This window comes from Alkaliphilus oremlandii OhILAs, assembly GCF_000018325.1.
Classification (GTDB): domain Bacteria; phylum Bacillota; class Clostridia; order Peptostreptococcales; family Natronincolaceae; genus Alkaliphilus_B; species Alkaliphilus_B oremlandii.
On record NC_009922.1, the window covers coordinates 2,815,234 to 2,834,973 of the forward strand.

The 19,740-nt window shown below is 35.7% G+C and carries 11 protein-coding genes; 2 read left to right on the forward strand and 9 right to left on the reverse strand.

The window, feature by feature from the left end:
- Nucleotides 1–65: 65 nt before the first annotated feature.
- The 3 genes from CLOS_RS13745 to CLOS_RS13755 form a co-directional block, all read right to left on the reverse strand.
- The gene (locus tag CLOS_RS13745) at nt 66–4,421 is read right to left on the reverse strand and encodes a hypothetical protein (protein ID WP_012160443.1); all 4,356 of its coding nucleotides are present in this window, start codon (nt 4,419–4,421) and stop codon (nt 66–68) included.
- Between the two features lie 198 nt (nt 4,422–4,619).
- On the reverse strand, nt 4,620–5,801 hold the full coding sequence (locus CLOS_RS13750) for an Ig-like domain-containing protein (protein ID WP_012160444.1): 1,182 nt from the start codon (nt 5,799–5,801) through the stop codon (nt 4,620–4,622).
- 220 nt (nt 5,802–6,021) lie between these two features.
- Complete coding sequence (locus tag CLOS_RS13755) at nt 6,022–6,684, reverse strand: DUF6042 family protein (protein ID WP_012160445.1); 663 nt, start codon at nt 6,682–6,684, stop codon at nt 6,022–6,024.
- Nucleotides 6,685–7,142: 458 nt separating this feature from the next.
- Between CLOS_RS13755 and CLOS_RS13760 the strand changes: the two genes are divergently transcribed.
- Entirely contained in the window at nt 7,143–7,745 is a 603-nt protein-coding gene (locus CLOS_RS13760) for a hypothetical protein (RefSeq protein WP_012160446.1), read from the forward strand.
- 209 nt (nt 7,746–7,954) lie between these two features.
- Nucleotides 7,955–9,955, forward strand: coding sequence for a methyl-accepting chemotaxis protein (locus tag CLOS_RS13765; protein WP_012160447.1), 2,001 nt, complete (start codon nt 7,955–7,957; stop codon nt 9,953–9,955).
- A gap of 75 nt (nt 9,956–10,030) precedes the next feature.
- Here CLOS_RS13765 and CLOS_RS13770 read toward each other — a convergent pair whose 3' ends face one another.
- From CLOS_RS13770 to CLOS_RS13795, 6 genes are all read right to left on the reverse strand, one after another.
- Nucleotides 10,031–10,894: a DUF4438 domain-containing protein gene (locus CLOS_RS13770; protein WP_012160448.1), complete on the reverse strand. Its 864-nt coding sequence runs from the start codon at nt 10,892–10,894 to the stop codon at nt 10,031–10,033.
- A gap of 175 nt (nt 10,895–11,069) precedes the next feature.
- The gene (locus tag CLOS_RS13775; protein WP_012160449.1) at nt 11,070–14,183 is read right to left on the reverse strand and encodes an efflux RND transporter permease subunit; all 3,114 of its coding nucleotides are present in this window, start codon (nt 14,181–14,183) and stop codon (nt 11,070–11,072) included.
- Nucleotides 14,184–14,185: 2 nt separating this feature from the next.
- Nucleotides 14,186–15,406, reverse strand: a complete 1,221-nt coding sequence (locus CLOS_RS13780) for an efflux RND transporter periplasmic adaptor subunit (protein WP_012160450.1) — start codon at nt 15,404–15,406, stop codon at nt 14,186–14,188.
- Nucleotides 15,407–15,635: 229 nt separating this feature from the next.
- Nucleotides 15,636–16,634 carry a copper amine oxidase N-terminal domain-containing protein gene (locus tag CLOS_RS13785; RefSeq protein WP_012160451.1) on the reverse strand — a complete coding sequence of 333 codons (999 nt, stop codon included), beginning with the start codon at nt 16,632–16,634 and terminating at the stop codon, nt 15,636–15,638.
- Between the two features lie 78 nt (nt 16,635–16,712).
- Nucleotides 16,713–18,041: an ABC transporter permease gene (locus tag CLOS_RS13790; RefSeq protein ID WP_012160452.1), complete on the reverse strand. Its 1,329-nt coding sequence runs from the start codon at nt 18,039–18,041 to the stop codon at nt 16,713–16,715.
- A gap of 10 nt (nt 18,042–18,051) precedes the next feature.
- Nucleotides 18,052–19,716 (reverse strand): efflux RND transporter periplasmic adaptor subunit, encoded by a 1,665-nt coding sequence (locus tag CLOS_RS13795; protein WP_012160453.1) that lies wholly within the window; start codon nt 19,714–19,716, stop codon nt 18,052–18,054.
- Nucleotides 19,717–19,740 lie beyond the last annotated feature (24 nt).

Here is a 19,740-nt window from a genome sequence, read left to right on the forward strand (position 1 = left end):
CCCTCTTAAAAACCAAACCTTTATACCTTCTCTTCTGCCCCACACCATCCACCTCACTTTATCTATTACTTAGACTCAACAACAACAAATATTCCGTTCTTAGAACTGGTAATTATAGCCCTTTGATCTACATTATTAATGTAGTAGCTACGTTCCTCCGTCCAGCTTCTTAATGTTTCATCATATCTTAAAACTTTAAAATTATTTTCTATGCCTTTTTCGTAAGGAAGCTCAATATACAGTTTTTCAAAGCTTATATTATTACTTGTTACTTGTATTAACTCTGACTTAATATTGTAGTTATACAAGCTATTCTTTAAGCTCTGCTGTAAAAAAGGCTCTATTCTTCCTAAATATACATAACTTTCTTCGCTTCTACCACTATTAATATTGATGTAATCCATATTAATATTTGCCCATTTAGAATAAGTTTTTAAAGATTCAATTGACCCATCCTTAGAAAAATGAATTTTTCTAAGCAATACATCCGTACTCATTAACTCATCTAAAGATAATTTTATGTCACTATTGCTACTGTATCGATTCAAATAGACAATATTTTCACCCTTAAACACCAATTCTACTACTTCCTTGCTACGATCACTGTCTTTGACCCTGATTCCATCTTCTGGAACGTGTTCTCCACCAGGAACAATGCTTAATGTACCGTAGGTTTCTCGTTTGTGATCTTCACTATTCTGCACCGTTATGTTGTATAGACCAGCTTTCAGTTTGTTTCGGCCTCGTGGAAGATATACTTCTAAGTACTTTGATCCGTCTGCAGATGTAATAAGTTCAACGTCATAGGCTTTTACATCGTTAAAATATACAGTGACTGTAGGATGATAAAAGAAATCACCATATATAATTAGAGGCTCCCCTGGATCATAGTCTTCTACAATACTTTGTACCACAATATGTTTCTCTCCTACGGATGGAATCGCCTTTGTTGTAAAATTCCACCGAATCACCAGATTATCCATTTCAGTAGAGTCGTTGGTAACAACTCCTGCTGGTACAGTAACTTCGTACGTAGCTTGAGGATTCAGAAGTTTTATAGGAATATACAAGTAAGCTTCTCTCTTTACCCTATCCTTATTAAATATGTAATCATTTATCATAGAAGAATTTGCCGACACTGCTGCAAGGAACTCTGTATCTAAATAATTAGTAGTAGAACCAGAGCCTAATATCTCACTATTCAATAGATTCGTGAGCCCAGATGTGGCATTAAACTCTAACTTACCATCGATGTCTTCGAAGGTCACCTTTAAAAAATATCTTTTTACACCATGGACAGTTTTAGGATTAATAGCAATGTCTAGTTTATGCTCATTATACCAAGTATCTGCATTTCCTTCTGGTTCTTTCTTTAAAACCGATGGTCTGTTCTTAGATATTACCGTAAATCTTGGTTCTATCTTGTCTAATGTAGTTATGCTGCCATCTGGGTTGTTGAAGTAAAGAACGATTTTATAGCTGCCTGTATAAAGCTCTGTTGAAAGCTTTCTAGCATTCTCTCCCCTCAGCTTTACCCAAAGCTCTGTTACATTTCTAAACTCTATATCGTTTTTTTCAATAACTATAGGTGCCGTATTACTACTTTCTGCCACTCTACCTTCCATCGGTACAAGTTCCATCTTCTCAATTTCTTCATGGAAGTTATGTCCATACAGCTTAAACATCCATTCTCCTTTAGACCAGATGTCTGTCACCTTCGGTTGGTTATCAACAGCAGAATACACACCCTTACCCTCATCGCTCTTACCTTCTACAACAAAGTTTACTTCCAATTTGTCTGTTTCTTTAGCAGATCTGGTTTCTAAGGTACCTCTAGGAACTACTAACCTATAGTACTTTCCTTTTTCTAGAGCTTTATTTGGATATAGGTACAGTTTTGTTTTCTTCATTCCATTTTCAAAGTAATAGAAGAACTTGAACTTATTAATTTCCACATCGATTTTCAATTCTGCCATTGTCTTTTCTAGCAATTCACTTTGCCATAAAACTTCAAAATCCCGTTCAAATTTCTTCTCAAACTCTTTTTCAAATGCTTCTTCATCGAAATCTTCTACTTTGAAAACTTCTCCTTTTTCTATTGCTTCTTGTCTTTTCTCTTCCAGGGCTTCCAGCCTTGCTATTGCTTTCTTTTCTGCTCGAAGCCCCTCTTTCTTTATTTTCTTTGCCTCTTCTATGGTTACATCCGTTGGATAAGCATCAATTAAATCGATTTCTTGTAATGCATCGTAACTTATCCTTCTAGTATTTCTTGCATCGTTGGGCGTCTCCTCTAATATCTCATCCTGCGCTCTCGGTATCACTTCTCTATCTAAGTCTAAAACAATTGGCTCTACAGGGCTGTATTGAGGTGCTCCAAAAAGGGTGTATGTTTTATAAGGCGCTTGTTCATTTTCATAAATGCTCTCAGCTCTCATTTCGGTAGGCTTTAACCAGCTTGCGGTTATGGTTTTATCATCTGCCTTGGTCCAAAAATTTAGCTTTAAATTATCTTCCATATTAAACCGATTTGCATCTTCAATAACTCTTTTATCGATCCATAGTCCATATTTGTTGGATGCTTCCAGCTTATATTTCGGTGTTACCTTTAATATATTGCCACTCACTATTTCTACTTTCCCTACAGGAATCTCTTCCATAAACAGAGGCTCTGTTTTATGATCTAAAGAGCTTATTCCTTCCAATATTTTAAACTTATCAATATCGAATGAATTGTTGTTCAATTTAATATTCGCTATAATATTGGATATGTTTGCTCTCCTGTCATATGGAAATACTTTCTTCCCTTTTTCTTCGAAATCATGAAGCTCATATATTACCTCTTTATCATATATATTACCCGTATCATCGTACTCCGTTATGGAAGCTTTTGGTAATTTATACAACTTTGTTGCACCTTCTAAGGAGAGTATCCCACTTTGCTTGTCCTCTCTTATTAGTCGATCAAAATGTATGTAAATACTTCCATCTAGAGATAAATTTGTCACTTTATCTTCTGAAAGTTTTATCTCCTTATTATCGTGGTCTAAATACCGAATATCATCGGTTTTATTAATATTTGAAGAATAGGCTATTGGTACTGGGAATTCTCCTTCCCCCCTAGTGATAAAATATAGATTGATTTCTCTATTAGAAATCGCTTTTTTATCTATGTTATTCCAATAATCTCTGAACTGTACTGCACCATCTCCTATGGATATTTTATAGACGGTATGTCTTCTTAAAGGAAATAGTTTGTCTACTTCATGATCATTAATATGAAGTTGTATTACTGTATCGTTAGTCCCTGGCTTTGTGGTTAAAAAGATATCCTTTTGGTCTAAAGCAAATTCTCTTCCATCAGATGATATAGTTACTTTATTTCTATCTTGAACCTCCACAGGATACTTAAATTCAAACTCTATGGTAGGCTCTACCTCAACATTCTCCTGATTGTTCTGAGGATACGTTCTTTTTAGCATATGATCTGTATAAAAAATGATTTCCTCATAGCCTTTATTGCCCTCAGCAATATTCAATATTTTAGATTGTGGACTACTGATAAATTCACTATTTTTTAAAAATAGACTTTTGTCTTCTAATCGAACTGTATATTTAGCGAAGTCCTTTAGAGCTCCGTTTTTATGCTCTAATACGAGCTTACGTCCAGAAGAATAAACCTTAAAGTTATCTATACTTTCCTCATATTGATAAGATGGCGGCATGTTATAGGAGGGAATTTTCGAATCCATAGGTTCAGAAAACACTTTTAGGTATTTTTCTATATTATTTTGAAAATCATAGACGAGCTTTATATCATCTACAAATTCAAACTCTATTTTTCCATTTTGGTAGTCAATCCACGCCGCTTCATGGTCTGGAGCAGTATCTACTAAAATATCTTTCGTATACCGACCAAACTCTCCTCTCGTAACAAAAGTATGGTAAATATCCTTATTCTGCTTTCCTTCGTTATTTACCAAGGTACCTGCTGGTATGTAAATATTGTATAGCGTATGTGATTTCAATCTAAATGGCTCCATAGGAGTTTCTTTAGGAGGGCCATCCTTTAAGGTAAGGGCTATAGTACCACTTACACTATCCATCTCAAATTTATAATTTTCAAGATTATTTATTTCCGAAGGCTTTCCATTTTGAATAATTTTAATATCATGAACCTTATTTGGACTAACCAAGCGGAATCCTGTGTCAAAAGTTAAGTTTAAATAGGACAAGTTATAATTTATATTTTTATCTCCATTTGATATGTTCCCTTTATCTGTTAAGACTTTTAAAGGTACCTCTACATAGCTAATAGTTTGTCCCCAGCTGAATATAGGTAATGCCATAAGTGCACCGAATATCATTACGAAAAGTATTACACCTGCGACAATCCGTTTTATTAAATTAATATTTTTAAGCAATGTTTTATCCCCCTTTGATTAGACAAATTTCTGCATAATATATTATTATATCGGCAGATTCTCCATATATCTTTAGAAAAAGGAGATATTTTACTATCTCCTTTTTCATTTGATTTGTTGATTTTTCAACATTCTTATAATAATGTAAACTTTACCAAAAGCAGTTTTCTAACTTTTTACCAGTATCTCCCTTAAAAATCAATTCGTTACGATCTCTATTTTTAAAATTTCATTTCCCTCTATAATATTTTCTCCGCCTTTATTGTTCTCATTGAGAGCATCTTGGCTAAATTCCAATATGATATTTTCGTTTTTCAGAATAGGAAATCTACCATCTATCCTTATTTTTAACATACTTGGGCTTATTCTTTTTACAGCTGTTATATCTGGACTACCATCGGGTCTTGTACCGATACCGAAACCTGTCGGTATACTAACAACACGAAAAGCCTTATCGTAATTTGTTCCACTTAGATCCTCTTTAAAAGTTCCACCGATTGCCTGTATTAGAATTTCAAATCTTTGTACATCATCACTGGTACTAGCATGTAGCTTTTCTGGCAGTATATTAAAATATATTTTATTTGGGTCAATTGGACCAGGCACAGTTGACCCCCCTGTATTTCCACCATTACTTCCACCACTGCTGTATCCATTTAATTTAATCTCATAGTCATTCACCAAATACTTACCAAAGCTGTTTGTAATATTATTAGAAATAAAAACCTTAAGTTCCTGACCCGTATGATCATTGGAAGCATCCAAAGTTAATACAGCCGTTTTTCCATCCTTTAAAACTTCAACTTTGGTTGGGTAAATGCCATTAATTTTATAGTATTGTTTTGTACTACCTTTCGTATAGTTAACAACTTCATTAAACTTTATTTCCACCTTATCTGGATAAATAAGACTAGCAGATTCAACCATAAAGCTTGAGTAAGCATCGTTAACCGATACCTCTGTAATTGTACCCTTAAACAATTCTATTAGATTATCTTTTGTTTTTATAGATTTATGTACTACTAAATAGTAATCCTTACCCTTCACTAGAAGCTGTTGTGGCGTAGCCTTCACACTTTTATCATCTATTTGCTCAAAAGTTAAATTCATTTTATTGCCGCTTTCCTTTTCAATGAGAACGATGCTGTTGTTATCTACAGTTTTATAGTTAATATCCTGAGAAAACCTTACAGTAAAAAACTTGTCTATAGAAACATTAGATAGCTTGGAAAGAAGTCTGTACTCATTACTTTTATATAATTCCTGCATCATTTGTTCTCCAGTACCTGCGGCATATACCTGCTGTATTCCTAAAATATTTAAAAACATCAATAAAAACACAATCAAACAAAGCTTTTCTTTCAATGTATTCTTTCTCATAAAGATCCCCCAACTCTAAGATTTGTTGTATCTACTCTTCTATACGATTCCCCTAAAGCTACCCCTATATTTCTCATAACCATTATACCACGATATTTTACAATATCCTACAATGTCCAACGGACTAATTAGAAAAAACCTAGAGATTATTTTCAATGTATTTTTTCGCAAACACATTGAAATCCTCTAGGTTGTAATAGGATTTTTAATATTTTATTTTCTATAACACAACTCTTTTTTGATGGAATACAGCTTCGTTAATTTGAATCAAAAGTTTGTCTTCTTTTTTTAGTTTGTCGATTGCTTTATTGGCTCTGATAGAGATCGAGCCTTCATCTACTAAATAGCTCAGTACTGCACGAATCTCAGTTAATTTTACTTTCGTAGTTTTATAAATGTAATCTAAAGTCACCCCTAGATTTCCATTGCCATTTAAAAGCATCGTTAAAATCATATCCATACCCTTTTGATTATCTATTTCAAACCGAATATTTTTCAGATTTTTGATTTCTTCATCATCTAACTTCAATACTTCCTCCAGCTTCGGTACAGGAATGCTCTGAATATAGTAAGTATCACCCTTTGAATCCGCTACCTCCATTATTAATTGAAAGCTTAAAAGCAGGTCCAAATCTTCTTTTATATTTTTAGGATACTCGTAGCCAAGTTTCTTCAATACATCCTTTTTTTCTTGTAGAATTTGTGGTATTGTATTTTCCTCTTTAATATTCGCATTTAAAAGAAAATCCATTGCTACTTTTCCTGTTTTATTCTCTTGCTGTAAATACCCTATGAGTATATATGTTTTGTAAGCAGTTTCTGGTAAATATCTCGTCCATAAATAGCTATGTATTTCCTGTGGTACTCTAACTTGGTTATTCATGTTTATGTCTCCTCCTAAGTAGGCTTATCAGAAAAAGGATCTCGTCACCATCTCACAATTTAAAGCCTTGATATTTTAAGATTTATATCGTTCTATTTTAACACGATAACGATCAAATTAAAAGATATAACATAGTTTTGGATTATTTTCCAGTCATTAATCAATACAGTTAATTACAACCTTAATATCCATTATGTTCGTTTGAATCATGCAATGTACCCATGTTATAATTTTATTAGATAATATGTTTTATTAATTAATACAATATTATTTTTTAATAGCAGTTATCTCTACAACTTTTAGACCTAGCTCTAGCACGGCTAGGTCTTACATATTTTAAATAAGCTTTTCACCTTTATTTTTTTAAAATTCCACAGAACATATGTTTGCCCTTTTATAAAAACATGGTATAATAAAATTACTTAGAAAGGGGTAAAAAATAAAATCGAGGTGAACCTATGAAAACATTAAAAGAGGCATTAGAAAAACAAGAGCGAATTGCCTGCTTATTAACTCTCTACGAAAAAGATAGCGGAAACTGCACTAAAGTAATTTTCAGCAACAATAGAGAAATCCTACTGTATCAGTCCATCCATTCCGTCCTCAAAGTTATCGCTAAACATTATTCCTTAGATTTAAACGAACTCAGAAAAAAACAGCAAAAGCTTCTTAATGATAAAAATTACATACCTTTGCCCATAAGCAGGGATATCCTATTAATCTCTGTAAAAACCAGATTTCCTAAAGTAAAGGGCGACTCTTCTATTAGTTACATTAACTATTATGAAATAGACCGAATAGATAAAAAAGAACCAATCCTATATTTAAAAGGTGGCAAACCAATCCAAAGCCTAAATTCTATAGCCACCTTAAAGAAAAGATATGTTCAAGGAGAAATTTGTTCAAAGCTTCAAAACAGTTCCCAAAACTTTAACTTTGAAATAGCAGAAAGTGCTATGCCCTATTTCCTTCCTGCAACAAAAGGAGATATCAAAGCAATTGCTAGAGAGCTTGAAAACCTTAAAGAGCTTTTAAATCGCATCTTAATTACAAAAAAATGATACGTTCTTTAGGCACAGACCCTATGCAAAGAAATATTAAGCTCTTTGCACGGGGTCTTTCTATTCATCTTTATTTTACCTGTCTCTGTGCTAAATATAACTTAGAAAAATGGACCCTATTTCATATAGAAAATTCTCCTATTTAAGTATATAATTGAATGGTCACATTGTTTTGTACATATTAAAACACAAGAGAAGGGAGTATTTCTATGAAGCTGAAAGGAAAACTGATATTGTTCTCAGCTCTAATCTGTATTGTCAGCGTCGTATCAATATCCGCCGTTAATTATTTTTTATCAATTAAAGAGCTGGAATCCGAAATTCATGCAAATCACCAACTGGAAACAACCATTATCGCACGGGATATTGATAAGTGGGTGGCGCTTCAAAAAGATTCCTTAGAAGAGGTCTTATACAATCTTTTATACACAGGTAACTATGAAACTGATTTTGTTCATCACTTTTTTGTAGAGAAAAATAAAATAAATCCTGGTAATGGTTATTATATTGCATTTTCTGATAAAACCTTTATCGATAGTGCGATTTGGACACCGGGCAGCGATTACGATCCTACCAGTAGAGACTGGTATACCGGGGCTAAACAAGTACCAAATTCTGTATATATTTCAGAGCCCTATGTGGATGCCGATACAGGGAAAATGTTGATTACCATCTCTAAATTGTTTAAAACACCAGAAGGACGAGAAGGTGTAATCGCCTCCGATATTAAAGTGGACTTTATCGTTGACTTTATTTCCAACATTGCCTTCGAAGATGGGAGCTATGCCTTCTTGGTAGAGAACAATGGGAATATTATCACCCATAGAAATTCAGCCTTTAACCCTACCGATGAAAGCTTAACCAATCTTGAAGACTTATTTGACGGAAAGCTTAAAACCATTATGACAGAGAAACTTGCCATCAGAGATACCATCGTGAAGGATTACGACAACGAGGACAGATCCTTCTACTTTGCCAGTTCCCATGAATCTAATTGGCAGATTGGGCTTGCAGTTCCTATTGCAGCTTCTATGAACGTCATCAATAGGGTTGTTAACTACACTTTAATGACGACGGTTATTGTTATTTTGGTTTCATTATTACTGTCTGTGTACATTGCAAACAATATCACGAAGCCTATCACTGAATCTGTTAAAATCGCAGAAAATATTAGCAACTTAGATCTATCTAAGCCTATAGAACAAAATAAACTCAATAGAAAAGATGAAATCGGACAGCTTTATACTTCCTTTCAATTGATTATTGGAAAACTAGGGCGATTTATGTCAGAAATGGAAAATTCTCTAGCCATTAATCGAGGTATCTACCATGAAACCATGGACAAGCTTCAGTACTTAGTATCTCAAGCAGAGGATACGTCGGCTACTACCGAAGAACTTTCTGCTGGTATGGAGGAAACGACCGCTTCTGCCCTATCCATTCATGAATCTACTTCCCAAATAGATTCTGCCATATCGGACTTTGCTACAAAGGTAGGGGATGGCGCTATGACTTCTAGCTCCATCAGCACCAAGGCAGATACACTGAGTGGTCAGTTTGTTAAATCTAGAGATGAATCTATGAATGTTTATCGAAGAGCGAGGGAAGAAATAGAAAAAGCCATTGAAGCCGCTAAAGAAGTTTCTAAGATCAGCACTTTAACAGATGCCATCTTAGATATATCAGAACAAACTGGATTACTCTCTTTAAATGCTTCCATTGAAGCAGCAAGGGCAGGGGAATCTGGAAGAGGTTTTGCAGTAGTTGCCAGTGAAATAGGAAAGCTTGCAAATCACTCTAATTCTACGGTTGAAGAAATTCAAGTGGTTACAGCAAATATAACTCATGCGGTCAATCAATTAATAGATAGAGCATCTCACATCATGGAGTTTTTAGCAACAGATGTTGTTAGGGACTACGAACTTATGGTAGATGCCATCGATCACTACAAGGAGGATGGATCTTCTTTAAATAATATTATTGCAGACTTAAGTGCAACTTCAGAGGAACTAGCAGCAACAGTAAATGAAATTTCTACTGCTATGAGAGAAATATCCATTACAGTAGAAGAATCTACAAAAGCCACTACAAATATTGCTGAAAAAAATACCAATATAGTAGAAACAATCGTTGATATTAACGAAATCATGAGAAAAAATGAAGAAGTATCCGATAAGCTTGAAAAAATAATCAGCCAAGTTAAGATATAAACATAATCCATAATATAAAACAGCCATATCCTTATACCAGTAGGATATGGCTGTTTTAATACAAGACTCTATTTATTATTTAACGCCTAAATAATAAGCAATATTTGCATTTTCTGTTTTTATGCCTTTTATCTTGCTAACCTTCGAGCTCATGATCACCGTAATACCAGGTCCATGACCCGCTTTTACACAATCACTATGAACAACTATACCGACGGATACAGAGCCCTTTAAGTACTGGCGACCATTGGTATTGTCACAATCCCTCAATAAGACTAAATCACCAAAGCGAAGCTGGTCTATACCAAATTCCTTATTCGCTTCTTCATCCCCTGTCATGATATCGTAGTCCCCAGAAAAAGCCGTTGGACTACCGATGCCAGAGCCCATTAAATAGGCAGGAATCTCCGTTACAACAGGTACCTCTAGCATACCTTCCTCGTTTTCTTTGATTCCTAATTTATCAAATAAGCTAGGGTCTATATTCATACATTTAACATCACTGTGATCTTCTAATCCTAAGCCTTGTCCATGAGCCTTTACTAAAATGGAATCCCCTATGGCCATTTTCTCCATGTCTTCTTCCTTAAAGTAGATTAACACATGGTCAATACCCCCATGCATACCGGTTACATATCCCTTTGCACCTTTTGCTTCTCCAGAAACAACCTTCGCTTCGTTTCCAATACAGGACAACAGCATTAATGCACCATTTTCACCAGTATTGTCATTTTTAATGCTGACACCTGGCTCCACATGGTCTCCTACCCACTTCATACAGGAGTCCCCTATTTGCACATTGTATGTAATACCACCAGTAGCAGGTAATACCTCTGCGATCCCATCCCGATTGACACGGTAAGGATTGGAAGCTAAAGGACTGTGAATCTTTCCTTGTACAGATTGCATGACCAATCTCTCTTTGTTTGTTTTTAACATTATATCGTCCCCTTCGTCTTTCTATGTAAAATCCTGTACTTTTATTATAGCATAATCCATAAAAATAATGGCTGATTCAGAATATGAATCAGCCATTAATCTCAACACAAGAATTTTTAAAATAAGTTTTAGCTTTTTATTAAAGGTTTAAAACTTTCAAATTACTGTTCGTTTTCTAGACTTCTACAGAATTTTTCTTTACTTTTTTTATTTTAGATTTAAAGGAGTTGGATAGATCGTCAAATATAGTGTACATTACTGGAACTAAAACCAAAGTCAACACGGTAGATAACAATAGTCCGCCTATAACTACAGTAGCCATCGGAGCCTGTAGTTCTGCTCCCTCTCCAATACCAAGGGCTAGAGGCACAAGACCTAAAATGGTTGTTAAGGTTGTCATTAAAATTGGTCTTAGTCGAACTGGTCCAGCAATAATAATTGCGTCGAATCTTTCTTTTCCTTCCTTACGCAACACATTGATGTAATCTATTAAAACAATACCATTATTTACTACAATACCAGCCAACATGATGACACCGATCAGAGCTGTTACACCCAGCGCTCTTCTTGTTATAAAAAGTGCTAAAGCTCCCCCAGAAAAAGCGAGAGGTATCGTAAACATAATAATAAATGGATGGATTAAGGATTCAAATTGAGCCGCCATTACCATGTAAATTAATACTACAGCTAAAACTAAGGCTAAACTCAATTGAGCAAATGCATCCATCATCTCCTCATTTTCTCCACCAATATTATAGCTGTATCCTTCTGGCATCGGATACTCCTGAAGTTTCTTTACAATATCTGTATGAATGCTCCCTAAGTCTCTGTCTACAATCTGACTGGTAACAGTTACTACTCTTTCTTGATTTTCACGACTAATTTGAACCGGCCCTTTTTGTACAGATATTTCCGCAACTTGGCTTAGGGGTATATTGATGCCCATTGGCGTCGTAATACTTATTTGTCCAAAATTCGTTAAGCTATCGGTAAAATCTCCTGCTGCTCTTACTACAACATCGATTTCTTCTCCCCCATGTTTGTATTTAGTCACAGTAGTTCCCGATGCTCCCCCTCGTACAGCAGATGCTACCTGTGCTGTTGTAAGTCCATAGGCGGCTGCCTTCTCTTTATTCACCAAAACCTCAACTTCTGGTACCGCTTCACTTAAGCTTGTTTTAACTTCCCTAGTTCCTTCAACAGAATCTATCATTGTCTTAATATCATTGGATATGTCTTCCAGCATATCTAACTCGCTTCCTTTAATGCTGATACTGATCGGAGTTCCTGATGTCATCATTCCCATACTGGAAGTTTCAGTTACTGAAATTTCTGCTCCCGGAATATCCTTTAAAAGACTTCTAATTTCTTCTGCAACTTGACTTGTGGTTCTATTTCTTTCACCCAGCTTATTTAGAACGATAGAAATTGTCCCTCGATTGGTGCCAGAGCTGCCACCCATTAGAATGTCTCCAGCACCTATATTGGTAAATACTACAGCGATTTCCTCAACTTCTGCAAGTTTTTCCTCAATAGTACGAGCTACATTATTTACTTTATCGATCTGAGTACCTAAAGGCATATTTACGTTGATCGATATCGTTCCCTCATCGGCAGCTGGAATAAACTCCATACCTACGCCAAACAAGCCAGCTATACTGACAAAAAATACAATGATTGAAACAACCACCGTGGTTTTTCTTCGTTTCAGGCTTTTATTTAATAAGTTTCTATAGATATTCTCTACTTTGTTCAGCATTTGATCAAAAATATTATATATGGGCTGAAGCTTCTTTTTCTTTTTTGATGGGTCTTCTTCGTCCAATGTTAAAATTTTGGAAGATAGCATCGGTATCAGTGTTAACGATACAATTAGAGAAGCACCCAGAGACAATGTAACGGTTAAAGCAAAATCTTTGAATATTGTTCCAACTATACCGTCTATAAAGACAATCGGCAAGAATACAGCCACTGTAGTTAATGTAGATGCTGTAATCGCCATACCTACCTCTGCGGCTCCTTTTATTGCCGCATCTTCCTTAGAATGGCCCTCGGATCTAAATCTGTAAATGTTTTCAAGCACTACGATGGCACTATCTACAAGCATACCTACCGCTAATGCTAAGCCTCCTAAGGTCATCATATTTAATGTTATCCCATTAAAATATAATAAACTAAAGGATGCAATTAAGGAGATTGGAATGGCTAATCCAATAATCAGCGTTGTTCTTATATTTTTCAAGAAAATATATAGGATAACGATAGCAAGTATGGATCCCACAATAACATTATTTACTACAGTATCAATAGAATCCGTAATAATCGTAGAGGAATCTAACACGATATTTATTTCTATATTCGGATAATCTCTCTGCAGTTTTTGTATCTCCTTCTGAATTAACTTAGCCACTTGCACGGTGTTTTTACCGGATTGTTTTTGTACAGAAATATTGATGCTATCTTTTCCGTTGGTTCTAGAAATAGCACTCACATCTTTGTTCACTAAGTCTACCTTTCCTATATCACGTAAGGTAATAACATCTCCTGTACCCAGCGTAATGGGCGTATTCCTTATATCGTCAAGACTTTTAAATTCTCCACTGACTCTTACAGAAAGCTTTCCTTCACCCTTATTTACAGTACCACCGGGCAGGTTCATATTTGCGGTGCTTAATAGTTGTGAAAGTTGGTTGATACTTAATCCATAGCTGGCTAATTCATTCTGTTCAACCAATATTTCAACTTCACTTGTAAAGCCTCCACCAACACTAACAGATGCAACACCATCTATTCTTTCCAGCCTTTGGCTAAATGTATCTTCAGCCAAGGTCTGTAGTCCAGATAAATCCCCTTTCGTAGATAAAGCGATTTGGATGATTGGCATAGAATTTGGATCTATCTTTAATACCATTGGCGTAGTGGCTCCATCTGGCAGGAATCCTTTAATCATATCTACTTTTTCTCTCATCTCCAATGCAGCAAAATCCATATCAGTTCCATTATTAAATTGTGCAATTACAATTGAATTTCCTTCGGAGGATATGGAGCTAACAGTATCTATATTTCTTACAGTAGCAATAACCCCTTCAATCTGCTTTGTAATCAGATTTTCTATTTCCTGTGGACCTACCCCTGTATAGGAAGTCGATATGACAGCCACAGGTACCTCTATTTCTGGAAATAAATCGATGGGTAGTCTAGTTAAGGATATTGCCCCTAAAAGCACTACAACCAAAACGATCATCGTTATTGTAACGGGTCTTTTTACAGCCAAACTTGATAAATTCAATGCTATTCACCCCTTACTACTTTCACTTTTCCACCATCTTCTACATAGTGTTGTCCTTCTACAATAACTTTGTCTCCTTCTTTGATTCCTTCTTTGATCTCTACATAATCCCCTGTGTCTAAACCTACAGTTACCACCTTTGCAACAGACAAATCGTCCTCTACTACATAAACGATTTGCTTCCCGTCTTTATCTAAAACCGCATTGCTTTTAATCACAATAGCAGAATCTACTTTATCTATATTTAATATTATTTCGCCACTCATACCTGGCTTAATTTTATTATCTAGGTTATCTATGTAAATTTTAACGGGATAAAGTTGATTCCTAGGGTCCACAGTTGGCGCAATATAACTGATGGTACTTGTGATCTTTGTATCACCTGCAGATGAAATATGAACCTCTGCCTCTTGCCCTACCTGTAATTTATTGATCATATTTTCTACAACATTCATTTGAACATAGACCTTATCTGTGTCTACGATCGTAGCTGCTACTTGACCATTTGCTATTATCTGACCTTCCTTAACATTTAAGGATGCTATGGTACCACTCATTGGAGCCTGAACCACGGTGTTATTTAAACCACTCATTGCTTGCTCATAAGAGATCTCTGCTTGCCTTAACTGATTTAAAGCCTGCTGGTAGGATATTTCTGCTTGGGTAACTTGCCCCTTGATAACATCTAAATTCTTATCACTGGCTGCTAACTCTGCTTGCTCTAACTGACTTTTAGATATTGCGCCTTCCTCATAAAGCTTTTTAGTTCTTTCTAAATTTAACATCGCATTTTCTATCTTTTCTTTGCTTAGTTCATAGTTGACAGAAGCAGTTTTTAGCCCATTTTCCGCCTGAGATACACTTCTATTTGCAAGCTCTACTGCATTTGCTGCTTGTTCCACACTTTTAGAAATATCACCTTGCTCTATGGTAAATAAAACACTGCCTTCCTCTACAACGTCTCCTAACTCCACATTGATACTTGTAACGATGCCCATGGCTTTTGGTATAACTGCCAACTCTTCGTTTGCAGCCACCTTTCCCATAAACCTTGTTCTATTGCCAAGAGAGGCTATTTCAGCTGTTTCTATCTCCACTGGGATATATTTTTCTTCTACCTGTACCTCTTTGAGATCTGTAGAACTGGTACAGCCTGAAATTAACCCTGCTACACCTACAAGAATTACGATCAGTACAACTGTAAACTTAAATTTTCTACTCACTTTTACTCCTCCTACTTGCTTCATATTCTAAATACCAAATATTTGGTAAATATACCTTAGTATTCTTATAATAATAGATTATTTTCATAATATCAATATTATTAATTAAATTTAAGTTTATTTTAATTTTTCTAAAATTTTAAGACCCATTAGTTCAAATTTCCTAATGGGCCTTAAATATTTATAAATATTAATTATGTTTTTAAATTATTTTAGATGGCTTTTTATCTTAATACTCGTATAATTCTTTGTCACCATAATATACAAAACCTTCGATATTTGCCTTTTTATATTCATCCGCTATGTCATCATGAATTTCCTTCATAAAAGCTTTTTTATCGCCACTTGTCAACTTCTCCCACGCCTTTGATGAAGAACTGTTCTTTAAGTCAACATAGAAAGTAATATCATTCTTAGTTCCTTTTAACTCGATATCAAAATCAATTTTTTCTTTCTTAAAGTAATCATAGAAATCATCATTTAAATCGTCTTCTAAACCTGCAAGAGTACCACTGCTACTAGACTTCGTATCGATACTAACCTTGCCTTTTTTGTCAACAGAAAAATCTAAAATATCTTTTTTAGCATCAATATCTCGAATATATCCTGTGACACTTGCATCTGGATAAGCATCTAATATATCGTCTACAATATCTTGTAAATAGCTTACTTTATGGGAGTCTTTTAGCTCTTTCCACTCTTTACTAAAATCATGTAAATCAGTTTCAATTTTTACAGTGATCTTACTTTTACTGCCGCTTAAAGTAATATCAAATTCCACCTTTTTATATTTATCATGATCTTTATTTAATTGTTTTTGTAAATCACTTAAAGTAATCTCTTTTTTAGCTTCTAATTCCTTTTCTAAACTTTTTACTTTACTTTCAAGCTCCATTATTTTAACATCTCTTTTTAATATTTCAGCTTGATAATATTGATTCACTTGAGTAAGATCTTCTGTAATATTAGCAGTAGAAGTTAATGCATTCCACTCTACTTTCTTATTAAAAGCATTTGCAACAGCACGAAGTGGTATGTAAGTCGTTCCGTCTACGATAAAAGGTTCGATGGTATTGGTAACATCCTTACCGTCAATTATAATTCTACTGGTTCCATAGTACGCCTGCAGAGTTTTACTAACAGAAGCTCCATATGCAGATAATCCTAAACTACCTACTACAATCATTGTAGTCGTTAATAAAGCAAGTACCTTCTTTTTCTTCAACATTAAATCATCCTCCTATAATTTATTTTTTATATATTCTAGTATACTATACTTGAATATATTTCACAAATTTGTCCCAACTTATCTTCTTCTTAGAGCCTCCACAGGTGGCAGAGCCGAAGCTGACATTGCAGGGTACACTCCGAATAGAAGACCGGACCCCAAGGCAACGATTGCTGCTATACGTATGGCTTCAAAGCTAATGGCTGTTGGGAATCCAAAGTTTGCAAAGATCTGAATACCCCAAACACCGATTGCTACTCCAGCAATAACACCAATAATACTTACATAAAATGCCTCTAGTAAAAACTGAGCCAGCATATCCAGTTGTTTTGCACCGAGTGCTCTTCTAACACCGATCTCAGAGGTTCTTTCTGTTACAGCAACAAGCATGATGTTCATAATACCCAGTCCACCTACCAGTAAGGAAACCGCTGCTATCCCTCCCAATAGTAGAGTCATCACTCTATTTGCTTGGTCTGCTTCGTCAATCATCTGGTTTAAGCTGGTAATGCTCATACCATCTATTTCCCTGCTCTTTTGAGCAGGCTTGTTATTGTTTCCAGAATTATTAGAAACAACCCCCATCATCCCGCCAGGGGACATAAACATTTCTTCAGAAGACTCTTCATTGCCAGGGCTTTCTGTCCCCTTGCTGTTTAGCTCTTTTTTAAATATTCTACCCAGTTGTATCGTCGCAAGCTCTGCATCTTCTGCTGAGCTTGCCTTTGCCCATATTTCTTCCACCGTACGTTTTCCAGCAATTCTCTGGGCGGTTGTGTACGGAATTATAATCTTGTCATCTATGTTATCCGCCTTATCCTTGCCCTTTGGTGCTAAGATTCCTAGGATTCTATAGCTCTGTCCATCTAAGTTAATGGTCTGACCTATGAGATTTCTAGTCCCTACTAATTTTTTAGAGACATTGCTACCGATCACTGCTACATAAGATCTTTGTTCCACATGTAGGTCTGTAAAGAATTGTCCTGCTGCTAAATTATGATCCCGAATGGCAGGAAAGCTAGGATTTACGCCTACAATATCTACCTCACTTCGATCTCTTCTCCATTTCATATTGGTATAGGTCTGCACTACTGGTGTCGCCATCTCTATCCCACTTACTCTTTCCACTAACTCCTGTGCTTTTTCTGGCTTAAATTCAAAGTTAGAAAGATTTGCTTTAATGGAAATTACATTGGTACCTAAGCTCTCAAATTGCTCGATGACATTCCGTCTGGCTCCTTCTCCAATACCCATTAAGCTTACAACGGAAGCAACACCAATTGCTACCCCTAGGATTGTTAATGCAGATCGAAAGGCGTTGGATAAAACACCGTTTAATGCCATCTTAGCTGTAAACCAGCAACGAACAAAAAAACTGTGTATCCCTTTTTTTCTTGGTTTAGACATGATATCACCTCTACTCTTCAGGGTCTTCTTCATTTACTTGAATTGGCAGTATTGTATTATTTCCGCTATTTTCTTTTTCTTGGCTAGGTAATAAATCCCTGCTGCTTCCAGTTACAACTAAGTCCCCTTCATTTAAACCTTCTTTTACTTCTGCAAATCGATCATTCATTAATCCTAGCTCTACAGTAATAACTTCTGTTTCACCATTTTCCTTCAATATCTCAACTTTATTTTTATTATCTTCTTGGAAAATCGCTTCTATCGGAACGAGTAAAACATCCTCGGCACTGCCTGCATCAATGTATCCCTTTGCCTGCATTCCAGGTCTTAGCTGTGGCCCACCGACTACATTTATAAAGACATGAAATTTGGATATTCCATCTCTGCTGCTATTTCCTCTTGTAGAAACATCTCGGACTGTACCTTCAAAAACTTCCCCCGGAACTGCATCTACGGTTACTTCTACCTTCGCACCTTGGGTTACATAAATAACATCAATATCATCAATTTCTGTAAACATTCCCATATTGGATGTGGTATATAGATATCCTAGCCAATCTCCAGGGCTTACCGCCTGTCCAGCTTGTTTTTCTGTATATGCAACGATCCCATCCATGGTGGAGCGAATTTCTAGCATCGGATATACGGATTCTAAGTTTCTAAGATCGGACTCCAAGCTTCGAATTTTTTCTAATTTATCCTGAATCGTTTGTTGGACATCCGATCCAGCCATGCTTACAATCGGGTCTCCTTCTTCAACTTCGTCCATATCCTGTACGTGAACCTCTGTTATGATCCCCTCTGTACTGCTTGCAACTCTATCTTGAGTTACATAGCTTTCTACAATAGAATTATTTGTAAAGAAGTTGGTATATCCAAGTGCATTCTTTAGTCCTACTCGAACCTTCATACCAGGCTGTATCAGTCCTTCGTTTAACCCTTCTACAGTTACACGGTATACATAGCCCTGTGCTTTATCCTCACTAGTACCAGCTGGCACTGGATTTGTGTTGATTTTAGTTATTTGACCCTCATAGACACCGTCAAAATTGCTAAAATGAATATTAACCTTATCGCCTTTCTTCACTTGAGTATATTCTCCAGGAGTTAACCTAAGATTAATTTTATATTTTGAAGTATCTACGATTCTTGTGATGGTTTGTCCTTGTTCGATCTTCTTACCTTCTTCAATATCTAAGTCTTGTATTCTACCAGATATCGGTGCCCTAACAGTAACACCCTGTGAAGGATCTATGCTTCTTATTTTATCTCGAGAAAGATTGGTAAGTCTCATAAGCATATCTTCTTCAGTTTTTATTTTTTCTCGGATGTCCTTCATTGCATCGCCTAGTCCTTTCGCACTTAAAGTAGCGAGAACTTGGTCCTTATATACATGATCTCCCTCTTTTACAAGGAGTTCCTCTAGTATAATCTCTCCTGAAAATCCAGCAGATCGTAATCCTTCACTGACACGAATACCGCCACCATCCGAAGGTTGCAGTTCACCAGTCGTATTAACCCCAACGGTTATCGTTCCTCTTTCTACTGCATGGGTAGAATATACAGGGCCATTATCCGTTGGTTGGACTTCTGGCATTAGCTGTTGATACGCATAAAAGCCTCCGCCTAATATAATTACAACAACTAATATAATCATAATTGTTCGTTGAAACATTCAAACTCCCCCTTGTACGTTTTT

What these genes read in the sequence shown, in the direction of transcription:
- CLOS_RS13750 (WP_012160444.1), bottom strand. Translation starts at nt 5,801, where the DNA reads ATGAGAAAGAATACATTGAAAGAAAAGCTTTGTTTGATTGTGTTTTTA.
- CLOS_RS13755 (WP_012160445.1), bottom strand. Translation starts at nt 6,684, where the DNA reads ATGAATAACCAAGTTAGAGTACCACAGGAAATACATAGCTATTTATGG.
- CLOS_RS13760 (WP_012160446.1), top strand. Translation starts at nt 7,143, where the DNA reads ATGAAAACATTAAAAGAGGCATTAGAAAAACAAGAGCGAATTGCCTGC.
- CLOS_RS13765 (WP_012160447.1), top strand. Translation starts at nt 7,955, where the DNA reads ATGAAGCTGAAAGGAAAACTGATATTGTTCTCAGCTCTAATCTGTATT.
- CLOS_RS13770 (WP_012160448.1), bottom strand. Translation starts at nt 10,894, where the DNA reads ATGTTAAAAACAAACAAAGAGAGATTGGTCATGCAATCTGTACAAGGA.
- CLOS_RS13785 (WP_012160451.1), bottom strand. Translation starts at nt 16,634, where the DNA reads ATGTTGAAGAAAAAGAAGGTACTTGCTTTATTAACGACTACAATGATT.
- CLOS_RS13790 (WP_012160452.1), bottom strand. Translation starts at nt 18,041, where the DNA reads ATGTCTAAACCAAGAAAAAAAGGGATACACAGTTTTTTTGTTCGTTGC.
- CLOS_RS13795 (WP_012160453.1), bottom strand. Translation starts at nt 19,716, where the DNA reads ATGTTTCAACGAACAATTATGATTATATTAGTTGTTGTAATTATATTA.